The organism is Cetobacterium sp. (assembly GCF_051658645.1).
Classification (GTDB): Bacteria; Fusobacteriota; Fusobacteriia; order Fusobacteriales; family Fusobacteriaceae; genus Cetobacterium_A.
Genome location: NZ_JBOFMZ010000023.1, coordinates 1 through 25,051, shown reverse-complemented (window position 1 = coordinate 25,051; position 25,051 = coordinate 1). Strand labels below are relative to the sequence as shown.

Genomic DNA, 25,051 nt, shown 5'->3' with positions numbered 1-25,051 from the left:
TAAAAGTGTCTTTTTTTATTTTTAGAATTTTTTTAAATCCTCTTCTACTGTACTAATACTTCCTATATTAAAGTTTTCAATTAAAACTTTTAAAACATTTCCAGATAAGAATGCAGGAATTGTTGGTCCGATGTTTATATTTTTTACTCCTAAGTGTAATAATGCTAGTAAAACGATTACTGCTTTTTGCTCATACCAAGCAATATTATAAGCAATTGGTAACTCATTTATATCTTCCAATCCAAATACCTCTTTTAATTTTAAAGCAATTAATGCTAATGAATATGAATCATTACATTGTCCTGCATCTAAAACTCTTGGGATTCCACCGATATCTCCTAAGTTTAACTTGTTATACTTATACTTTGCACATCCAGCTGTTAAGATAACTGTATCTTTTGGTAGATTTGCTGCAAATTCTGTATAATAATCTCTTGACTTCATTCTTCCATCACAACCAGCCATTACATAGAATCTTTTTATAGCACCTGATTTAACTGCATCTACAACTTTATCTGCTAAGGCAAAAACTTGGTTATGAGCAAATCCACCTATAATTTTTCCTGTTTCTATTTCAGTTGGTGATTTTGAAATTTTTGCTAATGCTATAACTTCTGAGAAATCTTTTTTACCATCTTTTTCAGCAATTCTAGTCCAACCTGGGAATCCAGTTGCATTTGTTGTAAATACTTTCCCTTCATAAGCAGCACCTGATTTTGGTGGAACAATACAATTTGTTGTAAAGATAATTGGTCCGTTGAAAGTTTCGAACTCTTCTTTTTGTTTCCACCAAGCATTTCCATAATTTCCAGCTAAGTGAGAGTACTTTTTTAACTCTGGATAGTAATGAGCTGGTAACATCTCTGAGTGAGTATAAACATCCACTCCTGTTCCATCTGTTGCTTCTAAAAGTTGAACTATATCATTTAAATCATGTCCTGAAATTAAAATTCCTGGATTGTTTCTAACTCCGATATTTACTTCTGTTATCTCTGGATTTCCAAATTTACCTGTATTAGCAGAATCTAATAAAGCCATTACATCTACTCCAAACTTTCCAGTTTCTAAAGTTAAAGCTACTAAATCTCCTAGTTCTAAGCTATCATCCAAAGTTGAAACTAAAGCTTTTTCTATAAACATAACAATTTCTGATTTTTGATATCCTAAATTTACAGAGTGTTCATAATAAGCTGCCATTCCTTTTAATCCATATATAACAAGTTCTCTTAAAGATCTTACATCTTGATTAATTGTTGATAAAACTCCAATACTTAGAGATTTTTTGTTCATCTCTTCTATTGTTGAAGTTACAAATGTCATTGCATCATGATTTTTTAATCTTTTTGGCTCTAAATTTAAATCTTTCATTATAGATGCTAATTTAGTTCTTAATTCTAAGCCCTTTAATATCTCTTCTGAAATCATTTTATCATCAAAGTTTGCATTTGTTATAGTTATAAATAATGCATTTGTTATATAATAATCAACTTCTGAGTTGAATTTTACATTTTCTAATCTAGTTTCTAAAGTTAAAGCTTCTCTTAAAATAGAGATTCCTTTTGCTGTATAAATAAGTAAATCTTGAAGATTTGAAGTTGTTGGTTTTTTTCCGCAAACTCCAACTACTGAGCAGCCTTTATTTCCTGCTGTTTCTTGACATTGAAAACAAAACATTGGTACTTTTTCCATTTTTTTCTCCTCTATTTATAAATTATATATCTCTATTATATCAGTATAGTTTATATTTTTCTGTAACATATGTTACAGAAAATGAAATTAACTAGAATTTTTTTCATTTTAAGAGTATAATTGAGTTAATTAATCAAGAATATGGTTAGACTAGGAGGATTTATGAAAAAATATTTTTTCATGTTAGGATTTTTATTTGTTCTTATTGGTTGTAGTGCTGTTCAAAATGATAATATATCTGATTTCTTTGTTTCTGGAAATTTTGTATATAGTGGTGGATTTGAAAAAGGCGGCATTAAAACATCTAGCAAAATAGTAAAAAAAGATAATTTGAAATTTCTAGTAGAAGAAACAGTTGATACTGCAACTAGAGTTGAAAGAGTATATCTTTTAAATAAAACTTCTGTAGATTTAGTTTTTGTTGGAGAAGAGTCTAGTTTTAATTTTGATTCTATTAATTTGACTAAAAAAGAAACTATTTTAAAAACTCCATTCAAAATTGGAAATAGTTGGGTGTCTAACAATAATGAATATGAAATAATTGACTATATCGATGCTGAATCTGGAATTGAAGTAACTGTTCAAAAAATATATCCGAATGGAAACGTTGAAAAAACTATCTATCAAAAATATTTTGGAAAAATATATCGTAGCTTTTCTCAAAATAATTAAAGGAAATTATTTTTTTTCGAGAATAATATGAGTGAAATTTAATGTATAAAATGAACTTTTATTATAGGAGGATTAAAATTATGGATAAAATGAGTTTAGCATTTCAAATGAATAAATTTGTTGGTGATCTACATGTTTTCAAAACAAAGGTTCACAACTTCCATTGGAATTTAGTTGGAGAGCATTTCTTTGTTATACATCCAATGTTAGATGGAATTATGGCAGAGATTGATACTCAAATAGATTCTGTAGCTGAGAGGCTTCTTATGGTTGGTCATAGACCTCACGCTTCTCTTCATGTCTACTTACAGCATACTGTTTTAGCAGAAGCTGAAACAAAGCCATACGGAGCTAAAGAAGCTGTTAACTATATGCTTCATGATTTTAAACTGTTATTAACTGAAATTAATCTAATAATGAAAATAGCTGAAAAAAATGGTGATGGAGAAACTCTTTCTTTGATGACAGAAATTGGTGCTCTTTACCAAAAGCACATCTGGATGTTTGGAGCTTGGGTAGCATAATAAAAAAAATCCCCTTTTACAAGGGGGTTTTTTTTATTTGTTTTCTAAAGCATATAATCTTTTATTTAATAAGATCATTTTTTTAATTAGCTCTCTTTCAGATAAAGCTGTCATTAGGTGATCTTGAGCATGAACAAACACAATTGATAAAGGTATTTTTTGTCCTGAAGCTTCTCTTTGAATCATATCTGTTTGAACATGGTGAGCTTTTAGTACTGACGCATTACACTCTTTCATGCACTCTTCTGCTAGTTCAAATTTACCCTCTTCTGCATAAGCAAGTGCTTGGTGAGCGTTTCCCTTTGCTTCTCCTGCATATGCTACTATTGTGAATATTATTTCTTCTAATTCATCTTCTGTAAAATCTACCATTGTAATCCTCCCGAACTGATTTTTTTATTTTTTTATTTTAATTTTAAATTTTTGCCAAGGCTTTATATTATCTAGTAGTCCAATGTAGTTTTGATCTAGTTTTCCTACTATACTTGTTTTTCCAGTATTTTTCATATCTTTTTTAGCTATATGTAACTCACCTGCATATTGACCATAAAGTGATGACTCTATAAGTAAGTCTCCTTTTTTTATATCTACTGCATTAAATAATTCAAAATGAGTTCCTTTATATTTTACTCTTGATTGAGTTGATCTTACAACATATTCTCCTATATCTCCTCTATGGAAATGCAACTCTTTTTCTATTATATCTTTTTCAATCTTTCCAACACCTTCATAAACTTCACACTCTAACTCGAGCATCTCTTTATTTATATCTGCTAATCTTTTCAGTTCCTCTTCTGTAGGGAAACAATTTGAAATTATTACTACATCTATTCCTTCATTAAATAACTCTCTACCTTGAACCTCAATTGGTAAGTCTCTATGTTCTTCTAAAGTACAAAGTCCATCATTTACTGGCCATGGTCCAAATGTTCCTGTTTGTGAAGTAACAAATGCGGCTTTTGTTAAAGAAAACCCTTTAAATCTTTCGTTACAACTTCTAAAATGTTCTCTTGATAGCCCTGTATATCTATGTGGATAGAAGTTATGACATCCTACTAATTTTTCAGCATTCGGCATATAATCCATAATTGTATTTACATAATTTGTATCTTGACTCATATTTATCTCTACTAATAATCCATGCTCATTGAAAGTCATTATGCTTTCTTCGTTTCCAGAGAATCCTAAGTCTAATCTTACTCCAACAGCACCAATCTCTTTAAAGAAAGATAAATCATCATAACTTATATCTAGTTTACTAAATATTGATGGAGCTACATCTACCATAACTTCCATTCCAAAACTATTCGCATGCTCAATTGTATCTTTAAATTCTTTTAATATTACTTCCTTATCCCCATCTACTGATAACAAGCAAGTGAAAACTCTTTTGTATCCATATTTAGCAGCTAACTCAATGTAATTTTTATTTTCTTCTAAAGTAGCGTGAAATGGATAGATTGAAATACCTAATTGCTTCATAGCTGTAATCCTCCTACTAAAAACCTTGTTTTACTTAGGTTTTACTTTATTTTTGCTTATAAGTCAAGTCTTAAAATTTGGGGAAAAGTTTTTATCTTTTTTTCGTTTAACAGTTACAGCAATAACAATACTTTTATTCGTTTTTTTTTCTGTTAACGCTTTAAATTATTTTTTTTCTCCAGTAGCTTCTTCAGCTATTTTATATATCTCTATACTGCTTTCTCTACCCTTATCTAAGTATAAAATATTTATTTTATGTCTTTCATCTTTATATTCTAAAGTTTCTCCTAAAGTCATACCTCTTAAAATTTTTAAAAAATTATAGTTATAATAGAATTTACATTTTAATAACTCTTTATACAACCTTGATTCAAATATAAATTTATTGCTAAATACATCCGATGTTTTACTTACCAATATATATTTTTCTTCATACTCTGTGTTTGGATTTTCTTTTAAAGCTAAACATATAGCTGAATCTAAAAAACCTGACATTCCTTTATCTAAATGATATAAATTATTTCGAACAAAATCTACGCCCTCTTTTAACAAAACCTCTTCTATTACTTTACTTACCTTTGATATTGACTGAACTCTATCCCTTAATGGCAATAATAATCTATCAACCTCTTCTGCTACTATAGATGAAAGTTTATGTGAGAATTTAAATTCTATCTCCATTATCTTACTTGTGAATCCTTCACTACTTTTTATTTTACTATACTCTATATTGTATTTTGTAAGTTGATTTATGTCTTCTAATGCTGGTTTTAGTATTGTTTTTTCAAAATCATAGAATCGTTCATAGTTTTCTTGTCCAACTCCTAGAAGTTCTTTTAAATTATCTCTGCTTATTAAGAATCCATTATGATTTCTATTTTTTATCATCGCCAAGTATAGTTGAAAACTTTTTTTATCTCTAAACAATAAAATAAGTAACAAATCAATATCATCAAATATTCCACTTTCTTTTAAAGACTTTAAAGATCTTGAAACATACAATCGATACTCTTCTCTATTTCTTAAATAAAAATCAAAAATTGGAAATGATGAAAAAAATATCTCTTCATCTTTTTCAACTAATTTTAAATGAATTCTTCTTTTAGAAAATTTATCCAAAAAATCTTGGATTGACGTTTTATCTTTTACAATGTTTAGGAGTTCTTTTTCTGTAAAAATTACGTATTTTTCATTTTTATTTTTATATTTTTCTCTAATTACCTCTAAAAAATCTCTTTCTTTTTTGTTTAATTTTTTATCTGTATCTATAAAAAGATCATTTTTAGAAAAATCAAAAGCCATTTTATTAATAATAACACCACCTTTTTTGATTTTTTTTTAAAAATAACTAGATTTTTTAAAGTTTTTTTGTTTTTTTTTTACACTTCTAACCCAAAATTAGACGTTTTATTTTTGTTTTTTTTTCGTTACATATAGATAATACAACATTTTTCGTTGCTTTTCAAGTTTTTTAAGATAAAAATGATTTTCATTTGACGAAAAAAGCTTTAAATAAGTCTTATTTGACTTTTTTCAAAACATAATATATAATAAATTTGTCAAGTGAAGAATGTTCATGACAAATTTAGAAGATTATAAATTAAAAATTCAAAACATCGAATCAAAAGGGAGAAAAATTATGAAAAGAATATTATTACTTTGTTCTGCAGGAATGTCAACAAGTATGGTTGTTAAGAAAATGGAAGCTGCTGCTGCCATTGATAATATAGAGGTACAAATTGCTGCTGTTGGTTTAGAACAGTTCCATGAATTACTACCTCAATATGATGTATTTCTTTTAGGACCACAAGTTAGATTTAAAAAAGCTGAATTAGGAGCTTTAGCTGCTGCTGCTGGTAAACCTTTAGAAGTTATTGATACAATGTCTTATGGTACATTAAATGGTAAGAAAATTTTAGATCACGCTTTAAGCTTAATTAAATAACACAATATAAAAACACTTTTATTAAAAACACGGGAGGGTAACAAAATGAAAAAATCACTTTATTTATTAGCTGCTTTATCTTTATTAGGTACAAACGTATTTGCTAAAGAGGTTATAGCACCTGCTGTAGAAAGCAGTAAAGAAGTTATTGTTGAACCAGTGGTAATAATCGAAGAAGCTCCAGTTGAAGCTTGGTCGTTCTCTGGAAGAGCATATTTAGAAACAGAAGATTTTGATAATGGTTCAGCTTTAAGATGGCAAGGACCTGGAACATCAATAGGGGATGACGAAGATGGAACTTTCATAGGAACTGGAATATCTGCAACAAAAGGAAAATTAACTTTAGATTTATTAGTTGAAAAAAGATTTGGTGGAGATATTGGATTCTCTTCTGCTGATGCTGAATGGGAAGCTACTAGAGCAGATTGGAAAATTAGATATCAATTATTTGAAAACCAAGCATTCCATTTAAAATATAGAAATGAAGAAAGAACTAGAGATTATTCTAGAAACGCTTATCAAGGTAACTGGACTAGAGATAGATATGAATTAGGAACTGATTTTAATCACTTTAATGGACTTCTTGCTGGTTGGTTAGTTGTTGGTATGGATAAAGATAAATCAACTGGTTTAACAGAAGTTAAAGATGCTAACAATAATGGTATTGGATCTTATACAATATCTTCTGACAGAGATAATGGTTGGTATTGGGAAGGCGACTTCGGTCCTAGCTTTAAGTTAACTGATAAGTTATCATTCAATCCAACTGTTTACACAACTGGTGAAATGTATGATAGTTATGAAATGGTTGAAACTCAAATCAGAATTATGATGCCATATCAAGCTACTGAAAAATTAACTATTATGCCTAGAGTTAGATTTACTTTAGATAAAACTATGGATACAAAAAATTCTGGTTCATACGTTAGAGATTGGGAATATGCTGCTGGAGATAGAATCAGATATGAGTTAATGGCTAACTATGTAATCAACGATCAATTCTCTACTTTCGTAGGAGTTGCTTATGAGGATAGCGTTAGAGAATATGGTAACGGAGATATCTTAGGTACAGCTAATGAAAACGGTAAAAAAGACCTTGACATGTGGTGGACATACGTTGGTTTAAACTACAAGTTTAACTAATTAAAAAAATATTAAAGAATTATGGGGAGGGGAAGATTTTCCTCCACCCCTTTCTATAAAATTCGAAATAATCAAAATTAAAAAAACGGAGGAAATATTATGAGTAAATTTATGACTATTATTGAAGAAAAACTTATGCCAATTGCTGGAAAAGTTGGACAAAACAGATATTTAAATGCAATCAAAGACGGTTTCGTTTACACAATGCCGTTTCTTATCATCGGTTCATTTATCCTTTTAATGGTAAACCTACCATTTACTGATCCTAGCAATGTACTTTATATGCAATGGTATGCTGATTTAATGGGAGCTTTCAAAGGAGATTTAGTACAACCGTTTTATGTAAGTATGGGAATTATGTCTTTATTTGTTTCTTACGGAATTGGAATGTCTTTATCTACTAGTTATGGTTTAAACAGTACAACTGGTGGATTCTTATCACTATATGCATTTTTACTGACATCTGCTAAGCTCGATTGGTTACCTGTTGGTCAAGCAGAAGGTGCTAGCAAACTATTCTTAATCCCTAACGGTGGATGGATGCCTGTTATGGATGCTAGATACTTAGATGCAAAAGGTTTATTTACAGCTATTCTTGGTGGAATAATTGCTATCGAAATTTTCAGACTACTTGTACAAAAGAAGTTTGTTATCAAACTTCCTGATTCAGTACCACCTGCAATTGCTAAATCTTTCGAACTACTGATTCCTATTGTTTTCGTAACAATCATATTCCACGCTGCTAATATCTTTGCAGTAAAGAATTTAGGTATCATGGTTCCAGAAATTATCTTAAAAGCTTTTGCTCCATTACTAAATATGTCTGATTCATTAATCTCTGTAATCTTTATTATCATAATAACTCACCTTTTATGGTTTGCTGGATTACACGGAACAAATATTGTTATAGCTATTATTAACTCAATAACTTTATCTAACCTTGCTGTTAACCAAGCTGCAGTTGTTGCTGGTGATACTTTACCAAAAATATTTGCAGGTGGATTCCTTGATGCTTATGTTTACATAGGAGGAGCTGGAGCTACTTTAGGACTTGCCCTTGCTATGACTGTGAGTAAAAATGCACATATTAAATCAATTGGAAAACTTTCAGTTATTCCAGCTGTATTTAACATAAACGAACCTATTATGTTTGGAGCACCAATCGTAATGAATCCTTTACTATTCATTCCATTTGTTGGAATACCAGTGTTAAATGCTTCTATAGCATGGTTTGCTACAAAGTTTGGTCTAGTAGGTAAAATAGTAACTCTTGTTCCTTGGACAACTCCAGGACCAATAGGAGCTTTATTAGGTACTAACTTCAGTGTTACTGCTTTCATCTTAAGTTGTGGTCTCGTTGCAATATCATTCTTCCTTTATATGCCATTCTTAAGAGTTTATGAAAAGTCATTAGAAGAAACTGAAGGATCAACAATCTAATCAAAAAGTTATTTAAAAGTGCTAATTTTAAATAAAAAACACCCGAGTGAACTAGTTCACTCGGGTGTTTCCCTTTTCTATTTTGTTAACTTTAAAAATTCATCCTCTGTTAAGATCGTTATATTTCCTAACTCTTCTGCTTTTTTAAGCTTACTTCCAGCATCTTCTCCAACAATTAAATAATCTAATTTTTTACTTACTGTTGAAAGATTACTTCCACCTAAATTTTGAATTAATTCTTTTATCTCTTCTCTTTTAAACTTTTGTAACTTTCCTGTAAATAAAAATGTTTTTCCTATAAATCTTTCATCAACTTCCGTTAAATCTACTTTAGAGTTTTCACCTTCTGTAAAATTAACTCCAAAATCTTTTAGTTTTTCTACAATTTCTAAAGATTTTTCGTCTTTAAAAAAGCTGAATACAGATTCTGCTACTTTTTCTCCAACACCATCAATCTCTAAAAGTTCCTCTTTTTTCATAACGCTTAAAGCTACAATATTTTTACTTTTTTTAGCTAATACATTTCCTAAGAATTTTCCTACAAAAGGGATTCCTAAAGAGTACAAAGTTTTTGAGTAAGGTCTATTCTTGCTTTTTTCTATTGAATCTAGTAGTTTTTGAACACTCTTTTCGCCCATTTTATCGAGCTTCATAAGTTCGTCTTTATGTTCATATAGTTTATATATGTCAGTTATATCTTTTATATATCCTAGTTCCAACATTTTTTCTACTATTTTACTTCCAAATCCACTGATATTCATAGCATCACGTGAAACGAAGTACTCTATTCCACCTCTAACTATAGCCCGACATAAAGAGTTTGTACATTTTAAATCTACAAGCCCTTCAGCTTTTTCTAAAAGTGTATTGCACACAGGACAATTAGTTGGTGCTACAACCTCTCTCTCCTCTCCTGTTCTAACATTTTTAATAGCGCTTATAACTTGTGGGATAATCTCTGCTGCTTTTTCTATAAAAACTCTATCTCCAATTCTGATATCTTTTCTTTTAATTTCATCCATATTGTGTAAACTTGCTCTTTTAACTCTACTACCTGATAACTCTACCTCTTTTAACTCTGCTACTGGTGTTACCTTTCCTGTTCTTCCAACTTGCCAAGTTATATTTAAAAGCTCAGTTGTAATTTGTTTTGCAGGAAACTTGTATGCTATAGCCCATCTTGGACTTTTCGTTGTATATCCAACCTCATCCCAAAGATTAATAAGGTTTAATTTTATAACCAATCCATCGGTTTCAAAATCTAACTTCTCTTTTTCTTTTTCCCAAAAAGCTATTCTTTTTTCCATACAATTCACGTCAGTTATAAGTTCTGCTACACGAGTTGTTTTTATTCCTACTTTTTCCAAATAATTTAAACTTTCACTATGAGTTTTAAATCCATATTTTTCTGCATCTACTAAAAAATAGAAATATGCATCTAACCCTCTCGATTTAACAATTTCAGAATCCAATTGTCTTAAAGTTCCACTTGCTGCATTTCTTGGGTTTGCAAAAATTTCTTCACTATTTTCTAATCTTTCTAGATTTAAAGTCTTAAATCTACTTAGTGGTAATACAATCTCTCCTCTAACTTCTATACTTATATTTTCTTTTAAAAAATTTGGAATACTTTGGATAGCGAGTATGTTTTCTGTAACATCCTCACCCTCTATCCCATCACCTCTTGTAACAGCTCTTAAAAGCCGACCGTTTTCATATATGATACTTATACTAGCTCCATCCAGCTTCAACTCTAACACATACTCTAGCTCTTTATAATCGTTATCTAAGTTTTTTCTTACTCTTTCATTAAAAGATATTACATCTTCTATGCTATATGAATTATTTAAACTAAGCATTGGTTTTTTATGAACTACCTTTTTAAATTTTGATTCTTTTAAATTTACCGCTCCTACAGAGTACGTAGGAGATTTTTTTTCTAAATATTCTGGATTTTCATTTTCTAATTTTTCTAACTCTTTTAAAAGTTTATCAAACTCAAAATCTGATATAATTGACTCGTTTTTTGTATAGTAATAATAGTTGTAACGCTCTATCTCTTTTCTTAGCTCTTCTATTTTGTTTTGGGGATTTTTTTCTTCTATAGTTTCAAAAAGCTTCAATGTTTTACACCACCTTATTTTTTATTTTTACCCTAATTATATCATATATTCAACAAAACAAAAAAAAACCCTTGGATTTTTCCAAGGGTTTTTATATATTATTAGAAAGTTACTTTCATACCAGCGTATGCAAGTGGTTGCCATCTCCAGTTAGATGCAGATCCTTCACTTTTGTTATCCCAGTTTCTATACTCTGCTCCTACTCCAGTGTTTAATGCAAAGTTTTCAGTTACTTTGTATTCAGCATCTAAAGTTAATAGAGTGTATAAGCTGTATGTATTTTTATCTTCTGTTTTCAATTTTGAATCAGCAGAATATCTGTCATATTGTCTAAAGTCATATGCATCATATCCACCTTCGAAGTTGAAATCAAGTGCATATTTATCATTTGAGTATAATCCTATAGTTTTATATAGGTACATTTCCCAACTAACTACAAACTCTTCATCTTTAGTTTCGTTTAAATTAACTCCAGTTTGAATGTCTTTTCCATAGAAGTTTTGGTTTAAGTAAACTGTTCCATCCCAAGTAAATCCTAATGGTAAGTTACCAGCGTACTCTATGTCAGCTCCTACAGTATTAGTATGGTTTCCTCCACCATCTTCTGCAAACTCATGCTTGAACTTAGGTGCTATTACCACGTTGCTTAATAAAGCTCCTTCGTTTTTGTATACATTGAATCTAGCTTGGTATTCAACTGTTTGAGAGTCAGATGTTGTATCCATATATTCTACTCTTGAAGTGAATAGATCATTATGCTTGTAATAAGCTCTTAATCTAGTTTCAGTTCCTGTTCTTGTGTTATTATACTTCTCATCATTTCTTTCTAAGTTGTTGTAATCTCTAATTCTTCCCTCTAAAGAGAAGTTCTCAGTTGCTGCAACTCCAAAAGTAGTTTCAAGTCTTGAGTAGTTGTTTGAACCATTGTTCCACTCATCGTTAGAAGATACCTTATCTCCTGCATTTTCTGTGTTTCCGTATGCTTTATATTGTACTCCTACATATCCAGTCGGTCTGAATTCTGGTGCTACTACTACTTCTACTGCTACCTCTTCAACAACAGGCTCAGCTACAACTATAATCTCTTTTGATACTTCAACTGGTGCTGCTACAATCTCTTTTGCTTGAACTGCAGTCGCTACTACCAGTAAAGATCCTAATAAAAGTGCTAATTTTTTCATAAAATCCCCTCCGATTTTTTATTGTGTTATTTTTTCCACTATATCTTTTATACAATATTTTCCATTTTTTGTAAATAAAATTTTTCTAGGTAAATTTTATTTTTATAGAGAAACAGCTTCAAAACCTTGAATACATTGATTTTATAGTTAAATAGTATTTATAATTTATTTTACCTTGTTAACGATGTAGATTCTCTGCAAAATGGTAATTATAAAACATATAATTTATTGGTAAAAAAGATGCTATCAACTCTTCTTTTTTCATTTCTGTATTTACTACTATTAGTTTTTCATTTACTTCTCCAAGTTGAAACTCTTGTAAATACATTTTTAGATAACTTAAGAATAATGTACTTTTAAATGTTTCTCCTGAAAGTAGAAAAGTATCTAGTGGAAGTAAATTGTTGTGATTTATCATTAAAATTGCTATATATTTTGCAATTTTTCTCAATGACTTACATTCATCTAGCTCTCCATCTTCCGCTCTTTTTACAAACTCTTTTAAACTCATATTTTTATACAGTTCTTTTTTTATAGAAGAATAGTTATTTTCTTTTATTATATCATTAATGATATTTTTTGGTGAAACCATTGTTTCAAAACAGCCTTTTTTCTTACAGACCTCACAATAAACCTCTGAATTTGGTTCTACTATAAAATGTCTTGTTCCCATTGATCTATAGTGTGATATTGCTGGATTTAATAGTTTATTATCTATTATTATTGAACTGCCTCTCTTTTCTTCATACTTAATAAAGAAAAAGTTTTTATGTTCAGGCTCTAAAAAAGATTGATAAAGAGATTCTGCTCTTATTTCTGTTTCTACAAAAACATAAGCTTCAAATTTTTCCATTATAGATTTTTTTAACGTTAAAAATCTATCTTCTTTAAATAAGTCTAAAGATTTTTTTACTATAAACTCATTACTCATTACAACGCCTACACCAATAATTTTATCTGCTTCTACTTCACTCTTTTTTTGAAGTTTATCTATAAACTCTAGCAATGCTTTTAAATAGTTTTCAAAATTTCCATTGTAGTTATTTATAAATTCTAATTCAGAAATAATATCATTTTTTAAATTTGTTAAAACTACTTTTGTACTATTTTCTTCAATCAACACTCCCACTGAATAAAATCTATTGTAATTTATAATTAAAAGGTTTTTCTTTCTTCCATTTATATCTACATATTTTTTTTCTAAAAGTATATTGTCCCCTAATAACTTTTTAGAAATTTTTGTCACCGCTGCTGGAGAAACCATTATGTTTTCTGCTATTTCTAATTTATTTGAACCACCACATCCATCAATAAATTTTAATAAATTAGTAATATTTTTATTTTGAGTTTTAAAATCCATCCCCACTCCTTTAAACTTTTTATTGACAAACCATTTTTTTTGTTGTATATTTTACCTTGTAAAAGAATTTAACTGTAAACAAGCTTTATTTTTTTACTATGTTGAAAATATTTGATATTTTCAATTAATTATAACATAAAACAATAATAAGGTGCTAAACTTATTATATATAACCAGAGACCCTCCAGTTTATGGTTAGAAATACCCGTTAGAAGAGATGAACCCGTCATCTCTTCTTTTTTTTATTGCTTTTCTTATTTTTTTTAGCTACAATCTAGTATCTTAATTTTTTAGGAGGATTTTATGAAAATTAAACCGATTGGCAACAGAGTTTTAGTTGAAATTATCAATTTAGAATCAACAACTTCAAATGGTATTATACTTATTCAAAACAACGATGAAAAAAATTATAGAGTTGGTAATATTATTGCTACAAGCGACGAGTATAGTATTACTTCTAAATTTTCAATTAATACTAAAGTTATTTTTTCTAAAAAATCAGGAATTATAATCAACCATTTATCAAAAGAAAAGATACTCTTAGAACTAGATGAAATTTTAGGTATAGTTGAAGAATAATAGAAAGCTCCCCATCTCAAAAATGGGGAGCTTTCTATTATAGCACTTCTGACAAATCATCTTTTTTAAAAGAATATCTTTTTCCACAGAAATGACACTCTGCTTCTACTTCACCTTTTTCTTCTAAAATCTCTTCTAACTGAGTTTTACCAAGAGTAATTACTCCTCTATAAAACTTATCTCTATTGCAATTGCAATTATATTTTATCTCTTTTGTTTCTAAAATTTCATAATTTTCAATTAATTTTTCAGGATTTTCATCGTTCATATCATCATATAAAAGATGCAACATATTTTCTAAACTCATTCCACCTTTAAACAACTCTGTTACACTTTTTACTGCAGAAATTTTCTTTTCTAGTTCTACAATAAACTCTTCAGTTGCATCTGGTAAAAGTTGGATCATGTATCCACCAGAAGATCTAACTGTCGTTTCATTTTCTAAATCTACACCTAACGCTATTACGGTTGGTGTTTGTTCTGAAGTTACGTAGTAATAAGCTATGTCATAAGCAATCTCTCCACTTGTTATTGTAGATATTCCAACATAAGGTTCCTTTAATCCTAAATCTTTTATTACATGAAGCATACCTGTTCCTACTAAGTTCTGAACATCTGGTTGCCCATTCTCTTTCGATGGTAAATCAGCGTCTCCATTTGAAAGATAACCTTTTACCCCATCTTTATCTACTGTTGCAACCATAGTTGATAATAACCCATTTGTTGATGTTCTAAGTGTTAGTATATCATCACCTTTTAAAGTCGCGCCCATCATTACTGAAGCTGATAATAGTCTTCCAAAAGCTGAAATTGCAGTTGGACTACATTTATGAATATCTAAAGCTTCTTGTACTATATCTTTTGTATCTACTAAAACGAATCTTGCATTTTTACTTAATCCTCTAATTATTTTACTCATTTTTTCACCTCTAATATTCTATATAATTTTTTAACTCTTCATATTTTTTACTTGAAATAACCTTTTTTAAATCTAAATTATTTCTAAAAATACTAGTTTCTCTATACTTTTTAATAACCACTATCTCTTTTTTACCAAATCCGTAATAAATTAAAATTTTGTCATCTACTTCATTAATTTTAAACTTTTTTAATTTTACATTTTTGGGTTCTTTAAATTTAATCTTTAACTTTTCATAAGTTTTAGCTCCTATACCAGAGATTCTTTTCATGTTGCTAATCTCTTGGAAGCCGCCTGTTATCTCACGATATTCTACTATTTTATCTACATAACTTTTCGAAATACTATTTTTTAGCATCTCTGCTTTACTCGCTTCGTTTATATCTAGCAATAGATTTTGAGCTGATAAAGTATTTTTACTTTCAATAACTTTAAACTCACTTTCTATTATAGAGTAAGAAACTATATTTAAAAAGAGTGTTAAAATTAAAATCATCCATTTTTTCATAATTTCTCCATTTATCTATTCTATGAGAAAAATTTTATTTTTTTATTATGTCTTAATCTCATCTCTGCTATATAAAGTGCAGGATCTTTTGGATTTACCAATCTTTCAATCTGATCATTATACTCTGTGTCTTTATGTATAGATTTACTTATTGCTCCACCACCCAATCCCATAGTTTGTTGATTTTCCTCTATCATCTCTATATTAAATCTAGACTCTGCTCCAAGAATTGAATAGCCTACATTCTCTCCCCACTCTAAACTATTTTTTTGACGATACATATAGTAAGGTTGCATGCCTTTTTCTTTAACTAGGTTATTTATAGCACCTTCTACAATTAATCTTTCTACTTCTGACTCTTCAAAATTCTCATGATAAAGAATTGAACCTTTTTTCTTAGCTAAAGAGTGCACTGTTAAGTTTTCTATATCGTATTTTTTTAACTCTTCTAAAGTATTTAAAATATCATATACATTCTCTCCAGGTAAACCTAAAATTATATCCATATTTAATATAAATTGAAGCTCTTTTATATCTCTATAAACTTCATCAAAATGTTCTCTGTTAAAAGTTCTATTTAAATCTTTTAAAGTTTCTTCTTTAAACGTTTGTGGATTTAAACTAACTCTATCTACACAGTATTTTTTTAAAATTTCTAATTTTTCTCTTGTTATTGCATCCTCTCTTCCAGCTTCAAAAGTAAACTCTTTTACATTTGACAAATCTATATGTTCATGAATCGCTTTTAATACTCTTTCAGTATCATTTGCAGTTAAAATACTTGGAGTTCCTCCACCAATATATATTGATTCATAATTAAATTTCTTCTCTTTTGACAACTCACCTACTAACTTTATTTCATCTAAAAGAGTTTCTACAAACTTTGGATAAAATCTTCCTAAACTACTATTGATTTCATATGATGCAAAAGAACAATATCTGCATTTTGATGGACAAAATGGAATTCCTATATACATATTCATAGCTTTTTTATTTAATAATCTCTCTTCTGTTTCTATTACTCTCATCAAAAGATCTATCTTTTCAAAACTTGTTAAATACATATTGTTTAATAGTTTTACAACTCTCTCTTTCGTAAATCCCATTTGAAAAAATCTTCTTGTCATTTTAGTAGGTCTTACTCCCACTAAACTTCCCCAAGAATAATTTTTATTAAAAGCCTTCAAAATTGCGCCTTTTAACATTATTATACTTTGATCATGAATTAAGCTCTCAAAATTTTCTTCTTCTATTGTAGCATTTTTTCCATCGATTTCTACTTTAATCAGTATTTTATTTTCAGAATAAATTACCTCACCTTTTATATCTTTTCCTATTGCTTCTGGCAACAGAATTCTTACAAACTCTTCTACACTTTTCTCGTTTAAAGGAAAGTTAGTAACTATAGACACTCAAACACACCACTTTCTATCTCATTAATAATAAAACTAATATTCCAATTATGATTCTATATATTCCAAAAACTTTAAATGTTCTCTTTTTAATATATCCCATAAACCAATTTATAACTATATAAGCTACTATAAAAGAAACAACTGAACCAACTGCTAAAAGTTGCCATTCTAAAGTTGTAAAATTAAGTCCATTTTTCATTAATTTTAATAATGTTGCTCCTGCCATTGTTGGAATAGCTAAGAAAAATGAATACTCTGCTGCTGCTGCTCTTGAAACACCTAAAAGTAATGCTCCAACTATTGTTGCACCAGAACGTGATGTTCCTGGAATCATTGCTAAACATTGGAAAAATCCAATTGCAATTGCTAACTTATATGACATTTTTTTTATTGAATCAACATTTCCAGTAAATTTTTTTCTCTCAACAAGTATAAATATAATTCCATAAAGTATGAGCATACTTGCAACTATTGTTGTACTGTCCATAAAAAATTCAGAAATATAATCATCCGCTAAAAGTCCTATAACACCGGCTGGTAATACTCCAACTATAATTTTACTCCAAAGTGTCATTTTTTCTTTGAATTCATCTTTTGTTTTTACAAATGGTGATAAATCTTTCCAGAAATATGCTACTACTGATAATATAGCTCCAAATTGAATTATTACTAAAAAACTATCCATAAAATTTTTAGACACTAATGGTGAATTTATAAATCTTTCAACTAGTATCATATGACCTGTACTACTAACTGGAACAAACTCTGTCATTCCCTCAACTATCCCCAGTATTATAACTAATAAAAACGAATTCATGATTCCCCCTATAAATAACTATCCTCTTTTTTTAAATACTTAACATAATCTGCTACTCCATCTTCTAAATCATAGAATTTTTTTGTATAACCTGCTAATTTTAATTTATTCATAGAAGCTTCTGTAAAGTATTGGTATCTTCCTCTTAAATCTTCTGGCATAGGAACAAACTCTATTACTTCTTCTGTTTTTAACTCAAAATTTTCACTTGTATTTTTCATTGTTGCCATTGATAAATCACAGAAACTTCTTGCTTTTCCTGTTCCAATGTTATAAACTCCTGATTCTACTTTCTCAAACATACAGAAATATAACATATCAACAACATCTTTTATATAAATAAAATCTCTTAATTGCTCTCCATCTTTATATCCATCTTTATGAGATTTAAATAGCTTTACTCCACCATCAGCATTGTATTGATTAAATGTATGAAATACCATTGAAGCCATTCTTCCTTTATGATACTCTTGTGGTCCATAAACATTAAAGAATTTAGCTCCTATCCATTGTTTTGGTGCTGACTCTTGTTTAAAAGCCCAGTCATCAAAGAATTTTTTAGAATATCCATATTTATTTAAAGGCATTAATTCTTTTAGCTCTTCTACTGAAGCTTCATCACTATAGCCTTGCTCTCCCCCACCATAAGTAGCTGCTGAAGATGCATAAACATATGTGATATCTCTTTCAGCACAGAAATTCCATAAATTTTTAGAATACTCATAGTTGTTTTTCATTAAAAGATCTCCATCTTTTTCTGTCGTTGCAGAGATAGCTCCCATATGTAAAATTGCCTTTACCTTTGATGCATTCTCTTCAACTTTTAACCAATTGAACAACTCATCTCTATCACACCAGTCAGCGTAATCTCTTTTTCTTAAATTAAGCCATTTTTCTTCCATTCTAAGTTTATCTACAGCTAATATGTCATTTATTCCCATCTCGTTTAATTTCCAAATATAAGCACTTCCTATAAATCCTGCTGCTCCTGTTACTATAATCACTTTTAAACCTCCGTCTCTTTTCTTTTTAATAAATCTTTTATATCCTCTTTAGATATTGAAGTATGAGCTAAATCAACTCCAACTCTATTTTCACCATGAAAATCAGATCCTCCTACAGCCAAAAGATTTTTGTCTGATGCTATTTTTTTATAATATTTAGTATCTTGAACTGAATATGAACTATACTCAACTTCGAGTCCATCCAATCCTGCTTTTATGAGTATATTTAATATTTTTTCTACTACTTCTTTTGAATCTGAAATTAAATGTGGATGAGCTAGTGCTGATACACCTCCACACTCTTTTATTAACTCTATTATTTCTATTGGACTTGAGCCACCTTTTTCTATGTAAGCTGCTCCCTTATTTCCTAAATATTGTCTAAAGGCTTCTCCTTTTGTATATACAAAGCCTTTTTTCATCATTACATTACATATATGAGCTCGGCTTACAATACTTCCAGTTGCTTCATTTTCTATCTCTTCTATTGTTATTTTTAAGCCTAAATTATTTAGTCTTTTTATAATTTTTTCATTTCTTTCTCTACGAGATTTTTTTAAATCTAATAATTTAGTTGCTAATTTTTCTGACTTTTCATTTAAAAGATAACCTAAAATATGAATTTCATATCCATTATAAAAACATGAAAACTCTATTCCTGATATAAAATCCAAGCCTAAATCTTTTGCTATTTCTCGTGCCTCTCGAATTCCTTCCATAGTATCGTGATCTGTTATTGCAATTCCTGTTAATCCAACATATTTAGCTCTTTTTAAAAGTTCTTCTACTGAAAACGTTCCGTCTGAATATGTTGTGTGAGTGTGAAGATCATATCTCTCTTTCATAAAATCCTCCTACAATTGAATATGGCACCTTTATTTCTAAAGGCGCCATAATTTTTTAGTCATCCCACTTTTCTAATTTTGAGAAATATTCAGAATATGCTAAATATAAAGATTTTGCATTTACATTATTTTTCTCTAACTTTGTTTTATCAGTTTTTTTATAGATATTATTTACTTCTATAACTCTAGGTGAAACTTCTACAAAATACCAAGTTTTAGAATCAAAGAATTCTCCTCTTTTTATAAATTTATTTAATATCTTTCTAAATCTTTTAATCTCTTTTTCTGTTAAATTATCTTTTTTAGAGAATCCTACAATCTCTTGCCATTCCTCTTTTGTAGCTACTTCATTTGATATATGATTTGATGGATTCATCATTCTAATGTATGACTGTGCTACCATATGTTTTGCTAATCCTGTAGGATCTTTTAAATTTTCATCTTTTAAATAATACTCTCTTGGAAGTTTTTTAACTGTCTTTGCTAAAATAGCATTAAACTCATCTTGATCAGCTTCGGTAATATCTCCTTTTGTTTTTAAAGAATCTAAGAACTTAACTTGTTTTTGATCTAATTTTTGATTTCTAGCTAAGAAACTTATAGGTTGATCAGCACCATACCAATCTTCTAATTCAGCTTCTCCAGTTATTACATTAGTAAATGTTTCTTCCCAATTTTTCATAGCTACTATATCTACTTTATATTTTTCTTGTAAGCTAATACCATTTTTATTTGTTGAACTACAAGCTGTTAATAGAGCTACTGTTGCAACTAAAACTAAAATCTTTTTCATTTTCCCTCCCTAAACTCTTCCACAACATTTTCCGTATATTTTTCCACTTCCACAAATACAGTTTGAATCAAAATTTAACTCTTCACCTTCACCAGGTTCTAATATCTCTTCTTCTGGATTCTTAATAACAACTTTAAACATATAAGATGTAGCTTCTGCTTTTATTGTTGAAAGCATTCTTGAATACATATCTCCAGATATTATTTTATACTCTACTAGTGGATCTTTTTGACCATATGATCTTAAGTATATTCCTTCTCTAAGTGCATCTAATGCTTTTAAATGTTCTCTCCATCTTGCATCTACAACTTCAAACAGAACGTATTTTTCAACTTTTCTCATAACTTCTGAAGTTAAGTCAACTTCTTTATCTTCATATTCTTTTGAAATTATTAAATATAACTTTTCAGCATACTCTTCTACAGTTAAAGCTTTATACTCTTCTAAATCAGTTATTTCATAGGCGTATTTTTCTAATATAGAATCTTTAACTCCAGATATATCCCATTCTTCTTTAAATTCTCCTATAAATCTTTCTACTACTATATCAGAAATACTAGATTTTAGCATTCCTAAAATTGTTTCTTTTAGGTCTTCTTTTTCCAGGGCTTCATTTCTGCTAGAATATATTGCTTCTCTTTGCTTATTCATTACATCATCAAATTCAAGTAGATTTTTTCTGATTCCAAAGTTTCTAGATTCTACTTTTTTCTGAGCATTTTCAATAGCTTTATTTATCATTCTATGCTGAATAGATTCTCCTTCTGGTAAACCTAATTTTTCCATAACACTTTGAATTCTTTCAGATCCAAATAATCTCATCAAGTCGTCTTCTAAGCATAGGTAGAACTCAGATGCTCCAGGATCTCCTTGTCTTCCTGCTCTTCCTCTTAACTGGTTATCTATTCTTCTAGACTCATGTCTTTCAGTTCCAAGTATAAATAATCCTCCAGCTTCAATCACTTTTCTTTTTTCAGCTTCACATTCAGCTTTATATTTATCAAATATAACTGGATAACTTCCAGCATCTCTGCTTCCAATTTCAGCTATAGCTCTAAATTCAGGATTTCCTCCTAACATTATATCTGTTCCTCTACCAGCCATATTCGTAGCTATTGTTACTCCTGCATACCTACCAGCTTGAGCTATGATTTCAGCTTCTTTCTCATGTAACTTAGCATTAAGTACATTATGAGGTATGTTCTTCTCTTTTAATAGCTCTGAGAGCTCTTCTGAACTTTTTATTGATACTGTTCCAACTAAAACTGGCTGTCCTTTTGCATAAAGTTCCTCTATTCTAGTTATTATAGCATTTGTTTTTTCTTTTTTTGTTTTATAAACCAAATCAGGGAAATCTACTCTTCTAATAGGTTTGTTAGTTGGTATTACTATTACTTCTAATCCATAAGTATGCATAAACTCTGAAGCTTCTGTTTCAGCAGTTCCAGTCATTCCCGCTAATTTTTCATACATTCTAAAGTAATTTTGAAGCGTAATTGAAGCTAAAGTTTGATTCTCTCCTGCTACATTTACTCCCTCTTTTGCTTCAATTGCTTGGTGAAGACCATCTGAATATCTTCTTCCATCCATAGCTCTTCCTGTAAACTCATCTATTATAACTACTTCTCCCTCTCTAATAAGATAATCTCTATCCTTTATAAATAGTTCCTTCGCTTTTAAAGCTTGGTTTAAGTAGTGTGTTAACTCAACATGTTCTGGTGAATATAGATTTTCAATATTTAATAGTTGTTCTACTTTTTTAATTCCTTTATCAGTTAAAACTATATTTCTAGCTTTTTCATCTACTTCATAGTCTCCCCATTGTTCATCAGGAATATTCATCTCTTTTTTTGTTTTAGCATCTTTAATTTTCTCTGTTTCTATACTTCTATCCAATCTAAATGCAACCTGACAAAAAATTGAATACCATTTTGTTGTTTCAGATGCTGCTCCTGATATTATTAATGGAGTTCTTGCTTCGTCTATTAATATAGAATCTACTTCATCTACTATACAGAAATTTAATGGTCTTTGAACTTTATCTTCAAACTTATTAACCATATTATCTCTTAAATAATCAAATCCAAATTCAGAATTTGTACCATAAGTTATATCTGCCTCATAAGCAGCTTTTCTATCTTTATTTTCCATTCCATTTACAATTACATCTGATGTTAATCCTAAAAATTCATAAACTCTTGCCATTAACTCTCTATCTCTTTGAGCTAAGTAATCATTTACAGTAATAACATGAACTCCTTTTCTAGTTAAAGCATTTAAATAAACTGGAGCTGTTGCAACAAGTGTTTTACCTTCTCCTGTTTTCATCTCTGTTATTTTTCCTTCATGAAGTACAATTCCACCAACTAATTGAACATCATAATGTCTCATTCCATGAACTCTTTTCGAAGCTTCTCTCACAACTGCAAAAGCTTCAACTAAAAGGTTATCTAATATCTCGCCTTTTTCTAACCTCTCTCTAAATTCATAAGTTTTACCTTTTAAATCTTCATCTGAAAGCTTCTCAATTTCAGGTTCTAATGAGTTTATTGCTGCTACCAATTTTTTAATTCTGTTAATCTCTCTGTCATTTCTTGTACCAAAAATCTTCTTTAACAAATCTCCAAACATCCCTACATCCTTCCTAGCTTTTTTATGATCATTTCTTATAAATATATTACCATAATTAGATTTATTAGTCAATTTATAGACCATTCCACTTTTTTGACTCGTGATTCAAAAAAAGCTATTATTTTTTTGAAAAGTATGGTATATTATATTATGAAATTAAATATATCTTAGGAGGTTTTTATAATGAACTTTATAAAGAAAATAATTCCTGGTTTAATAATGTGTATTTTGATTGCACAATTAGGACTATTTTTCGGTAAATTTATCCCTAGCATTGGTGGAGCGCCATTAGCTATTGGTTTTGGTTTAATCGCCAGTAATACATTTGCTAAATCTAAAGTGTTCGCTGCTGGTTCTAAATTTTCAGAAGGCGACTTATTATCATATTCAATCGTTTTACTTGGTGGTACTTTAAGTTTTAGCACAATTTTAGAACTTGGTTTTTCTGGAATATTATTCATTGTTCTACAAATGGCTTTAACTATAATTTTATCAATGTATATTGGAAAAAAACTTGGTTTCTCTAAACATTTCAGTGCTCTTATGGCAAGTGGAAATGCTGTTTGTGGTTCATCTGCAATTGGAGCTACTTCTCCTGTTATAAAAGCTAATGATAACGATAAAGGTATATCTATAACTATTGTAAACTTAACTGGTACTTTACTTATGTTTGCACTTATCCCTGTTGCTAGTTACTTATACTCTAATAGTACACTGCAAACATCTGCTTTAATAGGTGGTATTTTACAATCTGTTGGGCAAGTTATTGCTGCAGGTAGTATGGTTAATCATGATGTTCTTGAGATGTCAACTATATTTAAAATAGTAAGAATTGTATTCTTAGTTGTGGTTGTTATGTGGTGTTCAAGAGAGTTTAAAGATAATGATACTGAAAAAGAAATGGAAAATGATGCTGAATTTGCTCTTGAAAGTGAAGCTTATGCTAAACCTAAAAAGAAAAAATCACTTGGTGTTCCTTGGTATATAATTGGATTCTTCATACTTTGTTTCCTTTTCAGTTTTGGACTTATTCCTCAAGGTATTTCAACAACATTTAAATTAATATCATCTAAACTTGAAATTATAGCATTAGCTGGAATTGGTATGAGAATTAATATTGCTGAATTAATAAAACAAGGTCCCAAAGCATCTTTATACGGATTATTAGTTGGACTTGGACAAATTGTTATAGCTATTGCTTTAATAAAAATCTTCTTATAAAATAAAAAAAAACTGGAAAATCCAGTTTTTTTTTATTTTATACATTTTAATAGTTTAGAAATATCTAATAAATCTTTTGCAATTAAATATTTTCCTTCAACTTCAATTTTTGTTTTCTCTCCGTATCCACTTAAAACTAGAATTGATTTTAATCCAGCTTTTTCACCTGCATCTAAATCACTTTTTTTATCTCCTACCATAAATGAATTCTCTATATCAACATTGTATTTTTCTATTCCTTCTAATAACATTCCTGGATTTGGTTTTCTACATTCACAGACAGCTTTATAGTGTCCTATTCCATTATCTGGATGATGTGGGCAATAATAACATTCTAATATTGTTACTCCATGTTTTTGAAGTTCTATAACCATTTTTTTATTTAAGATTCTCAAATCATTTTCAGTATAATAACCTCTTGCAATTCCAGATTGATTTGTCACTACTATAAATTCATATCCTAAATTTTTTAATTCAATAAGTCCTTCAATAGCATTTTTCTCAAATTCAAAATCTTCCCACTTGTGTAAATAAGATTTTTCTATATTTATTGTTCCATCTCTATCTAAAAATATAACTTTTCTCATAAAAAAACCTCACTTTATTGTTTTTATCATTTTTTTACAAAAAATAAAAAAAAGATTGGCAACTTCCTATCCTCCCAGGGGGCTGCCCCCCAAGTACTTTCAGCGTTTATGGGCTTAACTTCCAGGTTCGAAATGTTACTGGGTGTACCTCCATAGCTATCGTTGCCAATCAA

Annotated in this window: 24 protein-coding genes and 1 rRNA gene; 7 read left to right on the top strand and 18 right to left on the bottom strand. The window is 29.3% G+C overall.

Features of this window, described 5'->3' with window-relative positions:
• Positions 1–21: 21 nt before the first annotated feature.
• Positions 22–1,689 carry a hydroxylamine reductase gene (gene hcp / locus ACRCZX_RS01640; protein ID WP_438581202.1) on the bottom strand — a complete coding sequence of 556 codons (1,668 nt, stop codon included), beginning with the start codon at positions 1,687–1,689 and terminating at the stop codon, positions 22–24.
• A gap of 162 nt (positions 1,690–1,851) precedes the next feature.
• Between hcp and ACRCZX_RS01635 the strand changes: the two genes are divergently transcribed.
• A complete protein-coding gene (locus ACRCZX_RS01635; protein ID WP_438581201.1) occupies positions 1,852–2,361 on the top strand; it encodes a hypothetical protein in 510 nt (169 codons plus the stop codon).
• Between the two features lie 80 nt (positions 2,362–2,441).
• A complete protein-coding gene (locus ACRCZX_RS01630; protein WP_438581200.1) occupies positions 2,442–2,885 on the top strand; it encodes a Dps family protein in 444 nt (147 codons plus the stop codon).
• A gap of 33 nt (positions 2,886–2,918) precedes the next feature.
• Here the strand turns inward: ACRCZX_RS01630 and ACRCZX_RS01625 are convergent, their stop codons facing one another.
• The 3 genes from ACRCZX_RS01625 to ACRCZX_RS01615 form a co-directional block, all read right to left on the bottom strand.
• A complete protein-coding gene (locus ACRCZX_RS01625) occupies positions 2,919–3,257 on the bottom strand; it encodes a PTS lactose/cellobiose transporter subunit IIA (protein ID WP_438581199.1) in 339 nt (112 codons plus the stop codon).
• A 24-nt stretch (positions 3,258–3,281) separates the two neighbouring features.
• Positions 3,282–4,367, bottom strand: a complete 1,086-nt coding sequence (locus ACRCZX_RS01620) for a DUF871 domain-containing protein (protein ID WP_438581198.1) — start codon at positions 4,365–4,367, stop codon at positions 3,282–3,284.
• 165 nt (positions 4,368–4,532) lie between these two features.
• Entirely contained in the window at positions 4,533–5,669 is a 1,137-nt protein-coding gene (locus ACRCZX_RS01615; RefSeq protein ID WP_438581197.1) for a hypothetical protein, read from the bottom strand.
• 337 nt (positions 5,670–6,006) lie between these two features.
• Between ACRCZX_RS01615 and ACRCZX_RS01610 the strand changes: the two genes are divergently transcribed.
• From ACRCZX_RS01610 to celB, 3 genes are all read left to right on the top strand, one after another.
• Positions 6,007–6,312: a PTS sugar transporter subunit IIB gene (locus tag ACRCZX_RS01610; RefSeq protein ID WP_438581196.1), complete on the top strand. Its 306-nt coding sequence runs from the start codon at positions 6,007–6,009 to the stop codon at positions 6,310–6,312.
• Between the two features lie 45 nt (positions 6,313–6,357).
• Complete coding sequence (locus tag ACRCZX_RS01605) at positions 6,358–7,455, top strand: hypothetical protein (RefSeq protein ID WP_438581195.1); 1,098 nt, start codon at positions 6,358–6,360, stop codon at positions 7,453–7,455.
• Positions 7,456–7,554: 99 nt separating this feature from the next.
• A complete protein-coding gene (gene celB / locus ACRCZX_RS01600) occupies positions 7,555–8,895 on the top strand; it encodes a PTS cellobiose transporter subunit IIC (RefSeq protein ID WP_438581194.1) in 1,341 nt (446 codons plus the stop codon).
• A 77-nt stretch (positions 8,896–8,972) separates the two neighbouring features.
• Here celB and ligA read toward each other — a convergent pair whose 3' ends face one another.
• From ligA to ACRCZX_RS01585, 3 genes are all read right to left on the bottom strand, one after another.
• Positions 8,973–11,018 carry an NAD-dependent DNA ligase LigA gene (ligA, locus tag ACRCZX_RS01595; protein ID WP_438581193.1) on the bottom strand — a complete coding sequence of 682 codons (2,046 nt, stop codon included), beginning with the start codon at positions 11,016–11,018 and terminating at the stop codon, positions 8,973–8,975.
• Positions 11,019–11,119: 101 nt separating this feature from the next.
• Positions 11,120–12,199 (bottom strand): FomA family porin-like outer membrane protein, encoded by a 1,080-nt coding sequence (locus ACRCZX_RS01590; protein WP_438581192.1) that lies wholly within the window; start codon positions 12,197–12,199, stop codon positions 11,120–11,122.
• 178 nt (positions 12,200–12,377) lie between these two features.
• Positions 12,378–13,559, bottom strand: coding sequence for an ROK family protein (locus ACRCZX_RS01585; RefSeq protein WP_438581191.1), 1,182 nt, complete (start codon positions 13,557–13,559; stop codon positions 12,378–12,380).
• A gap of 303 nt (positions 13,560–13,862) precedes the next feature.
• Here ACRCZX_RS01585 and ACRCZX_RS01580 point away from each other — a divergent pair, with 303 nt between their 5' ends.
• Positions 13,863–14,138: a hypothetical protein gene (locus tag ACRCZX_RS01580; protein WP_438581190.1), complete on the top strand. Its 276-nt coding sequence runs from the start codon at positions 13,863–13,865 to the stop codon at positions 14,136–14,138.
• A gap of 37 nt (positions 14,139–14,175) precedes the next feature.
• On the opposite strand, the gene hslO is transcribed toward ACRCZX_RS01580, so the two are convergent.
• Genes hslO through secA form a run of 8 tightly spaced genes read right to left on the bottom strand, consistent with a single transcriptional unit; the run spans position 14,176 to position 23,070 of the window.
• Positions 14,176–15,057 (bottom strand): Hsp33 family molecular chaperone HslO, encoded by an 882-nt coding sequence (gene hslO, locus ACRCZX_RS01575; protein ID WP_438581189.1) that lies wholly within the window; start codon positions 15,055–15,057, stop codon positions 14,176–14,178.
• A 10-nt stretch (positions 15,058–15,067) separates the two neighbouring features.
• Positions 15,068–15,565, bottom strand: a complete 498-nt coding sequence (locus ACRCZX_RS01570) for a ComEA family DNA-binding protein (RefSeq protein WP_438581188.1) — start codon at positions 15,563–15,565, stop codon at positions 15,068–15,070.
• A 20-nt stretch (positions 15,566–15,585) separates the two neighbouring features.
• A complete protein-coding gene (locus tag ACRCZX_RS01565; RefSeq protein WP_438581187.1) occupies positions 15,586–16,977 on the bottom strand; it encodes a coproporphyrinogen III oxidase in 1,392 nt (463 codons plus the stop codon).
• Positions 16,978–16,993: 16 nt separating this feature from the next.
• Complete coding sequence (locus tag ACRCZX_RS01560; RefSeq protein WP_438581186.1) at positions 16,994–17,797, bottom strand: undecaprenyl-diphosphate phosphatase; 804 nt, start codon at positions 17,795–17,797, stop codon at positions 16,994–16,996.
• A gap of 8 nt (positions 17,798–17,805) precedes the next feature.
• A complete protein-coding gene (gene rfaD, locus ACRCZX_RS01555) occupies positions 17,806–18,801 on the bottom strand; it encodes an ADP-glyceromanno-heptose 6-epimerase (RefSeq protein WP_438581185.1) in 996 nt (331 codons plus the stop codon).
• A gap of 2 nt (positions 18,802–18,803) precedes the next feature.
• Positions 18,804–19,646 carry a PHP domain-containing protein gene (locus ACRCZX_RS01550; RefSeq protein ID WP_438581184.1) on the bottom strand — a complete coding sequence of 281 codons (843 nt, stop codon included), beginning with the start codon at positions 19,644–19,646 and terminating at the stop codon, positions 18,804–18,806.
• A 55-nt stretch (positions 19,647–19,701) separates the two neighbouring features.
• Positions 19,702–20,439, bottom strand: a complete 738-nt coding sequence (locus ACRCZX_RS01545; RefSeq protein ID WP_438581183.1) for a hypothetical protein — start codon at positions 20,437–20,439, stop codon at positions 19,702–19,704.
• A 9-nt stretch (positions 20,440–20,448) separates the two neighbouring features.
• Complete coding sequence (gene secA, locus ACRCZX_RS01540; RefSeq protein ID WP_438581182.1) at positions 20,449–23,070, bottom strand: preprotein translocase subunit SecA; 2,622 nt, start codon at positions 23,068–23,070, stop codon at positions 20,449–20,451.
• 183 nt (positions 23,071–23,253) lie between these two features.
• Between secA and ACRCZX_RS01535 the strand changes: the two genes are divergently transcribed.
• Positions 23,254–24,291, top strand: a complete 1,038-nt coding sequence (locus tag ACRCZX_RS01535; protein ID WP_438581181.1) for a YeiH family protein — start codon at positions 23,254–23,256, stop codon at positions 24,289–24,291.
• Here ACRCZX_RS01535 and ACRCZX_RS01530 read toward each other — a convergent pair.
• From ACRCZX_RS01530 to rrf, 3 genes are all read right to left on the bottom strand, one after another.
• Positions 24,286–24,336, bottom strand: coding sequence for a hypothetical protein (locus ACRCZX_RS01530; RefSeq protein ID WP_438581231.1), 51 nt, complete (start codon positions 24,334–24,336; stop codon positions 24,286–24,288). The two genes, ACRCZX_RS01535 and ACRCZX_RS01530, sit on opposite strands and share 6 nt — an antisense overlap.
• A complete protein-coding gene (gene gmhB, locus ACRCZX_RS01525; RefSeq protein WP_438581180.1) occupies positions 24,324–24,878 on the bottom strand; it encodes a D-glycero-beta-D-manno-heptose 1,7-bisphosphate 7-phosphatase in 555 nt (184 codons plus the stop codon). The genes ACRCZX_RS01530 and gmhB overlap by 13 nt, the downstream gene beginning before the upstream one ends.
• A 53-nt stretch (positions 24,879–24,931) precedes the next feature.
• Positions 24,932–25,048, bottom strand: a 5S ribosomal RNA gene (gene rrf / locus ACRCZX_RS01520).
• Positions 25,049–25,051 lie beyond the last annotated feature (3 nt).

Bases quoted from the DNA above. Each gene is read 5' to 3' on its own strand.
- ACRCZX_RS01545 (WP_438581183.1), bottom strand. From the start codon at position 20,439: ATGAAAAAGATTTTAGTTTTAGTTGCAACAGTAGCTCTATTAACAGCT.
- ACRCZX_RS01550 (WP_438581184.1), bottom strand. From the start codon at position 19,646: ATGAAAGAGAGATATGATCTTCACACTCACACAACATATTCAGACGGA.
- ACRCZX_RS01590 (WP_438581192.1), bottom strand. From the start codon at position 12,199: ATGAAAAAATTAGCACTTTTATTAGGATCTTTACTGGTAGTAGCGACT.
- ACRCZX_RS01535 (WP_438581181.1), top strand. From the start codon at position 23,254: ATGAACTTTATAAAGAAAATAATTCCTGGTTTAATAATGTGTATTTTG.
- ACRCZX_RS01585 (WP_438581191.1), bottom strand. From the start codon at position 13,559: ATGGATTTTAAAACTCAAAATAAAAATATTACTAATTTATTAAAATTT.
- celB (WP_438581194.1), top strand. From the start codon at position 7,555: ATGAGTAAATTTATGACTATTATTGAAGAAAAACTTATGCCAATTGCT.
- hslO (WP_438581189.1), bottom strand. From the start codon at position 15,057: ATGAGTAAAATAATTAGAGGATTAAGTAAAAATGCAAGATTCGTTTTA.
- gmhB (WP_438581180.1), bottom strand. From the start codon at position 24,878: ATGAGAAAAGTTATATTTTTAGATAGAGATGGAACAATAAATATAGAA.
- ACRCZX_RS01610 (WP_438581196.1), top strand. From the start codon at position 6,007: ATGAAAAGAATATTATTACTTTGTTCTGCAGGAATGTCAACAAGTATG.
- ACRCZX_RS01605 (WP_438581195.1), top strand. From the start codon at position 6,358: ATGAAAAAATCACTTTATTTATTAGCTGCTTTATCTTTATTAGGTACA.
- ACRCZX_RS01570 (WP_438581188.1), bottom strand. From the start codon at position 15,565: ATGAAAAAATGGATGATTTTAATTTTAACACTCTTTTTAAATATAGTT.
- ACRCZX_RS01630 (WP_438581200.1), top strand. From the start codon at position 2,442: ATGGATAAAATGAGTTTAGCATTTCAAATGAATAAATTTGTTGGTGAT.
- ACRCZX_RS01625 (WP_438581199.1), bottom strand. From the start codon at position 3,257: ATGGTAGATTTTACAGAAGATGAATTAGAAGAAATAATATTCACAATA.
- ACRCZX_RS01620 (WP_438581198.1), bottom strand. From the start codon at position 4,367: ATGAAGCAATTAGGTATTTCAATCTATCCATTTCACGCTACTTTAGAA.
- secA (WP_438581182.1), bottom strand. From the start codon at position 23,070: ATGTTTGGAGATTTGTTAAAGAAGATTTTTGGTACAAGAAATGACAGA.
- hcp (WP_438581202.1), bottom strand. From the start codon at position 1,689: ATGGAAAAAGTACCAATGTTTTGTTTTCAATGTCAAGAAACAGCAGGA.
- ACRCZX_RS01635 (WP_438581201.1), top strand. From the start codon at position 1,852: ATGAAAAAATATTTTTTCATGTTAGGATTTTTATTTGTTCTTATTGGT.
- ACRCZX_RS01615 (WP_438581197.1), bottom strand. From the start codon at position 5,669: ATGGCTTTTGATTTTTCTAAAAATGATCTTTTTATAGATACAGATAAA.
- ACRCZX_RS01580 (WP_438581190.1), top strand. From the start codon at position 13,863: ATGAAAATTAAACCGATTGGCAACAGAGTTTTAGTTGAAATTATCAAT.
- ACRCZX_RS01560 (WP_438581186.1), bottom strand. From the start codon at position 17,797: ATGAATTCGTTTTTATTAGTTATAATACTGGGGATAGTTGAGGGAATG.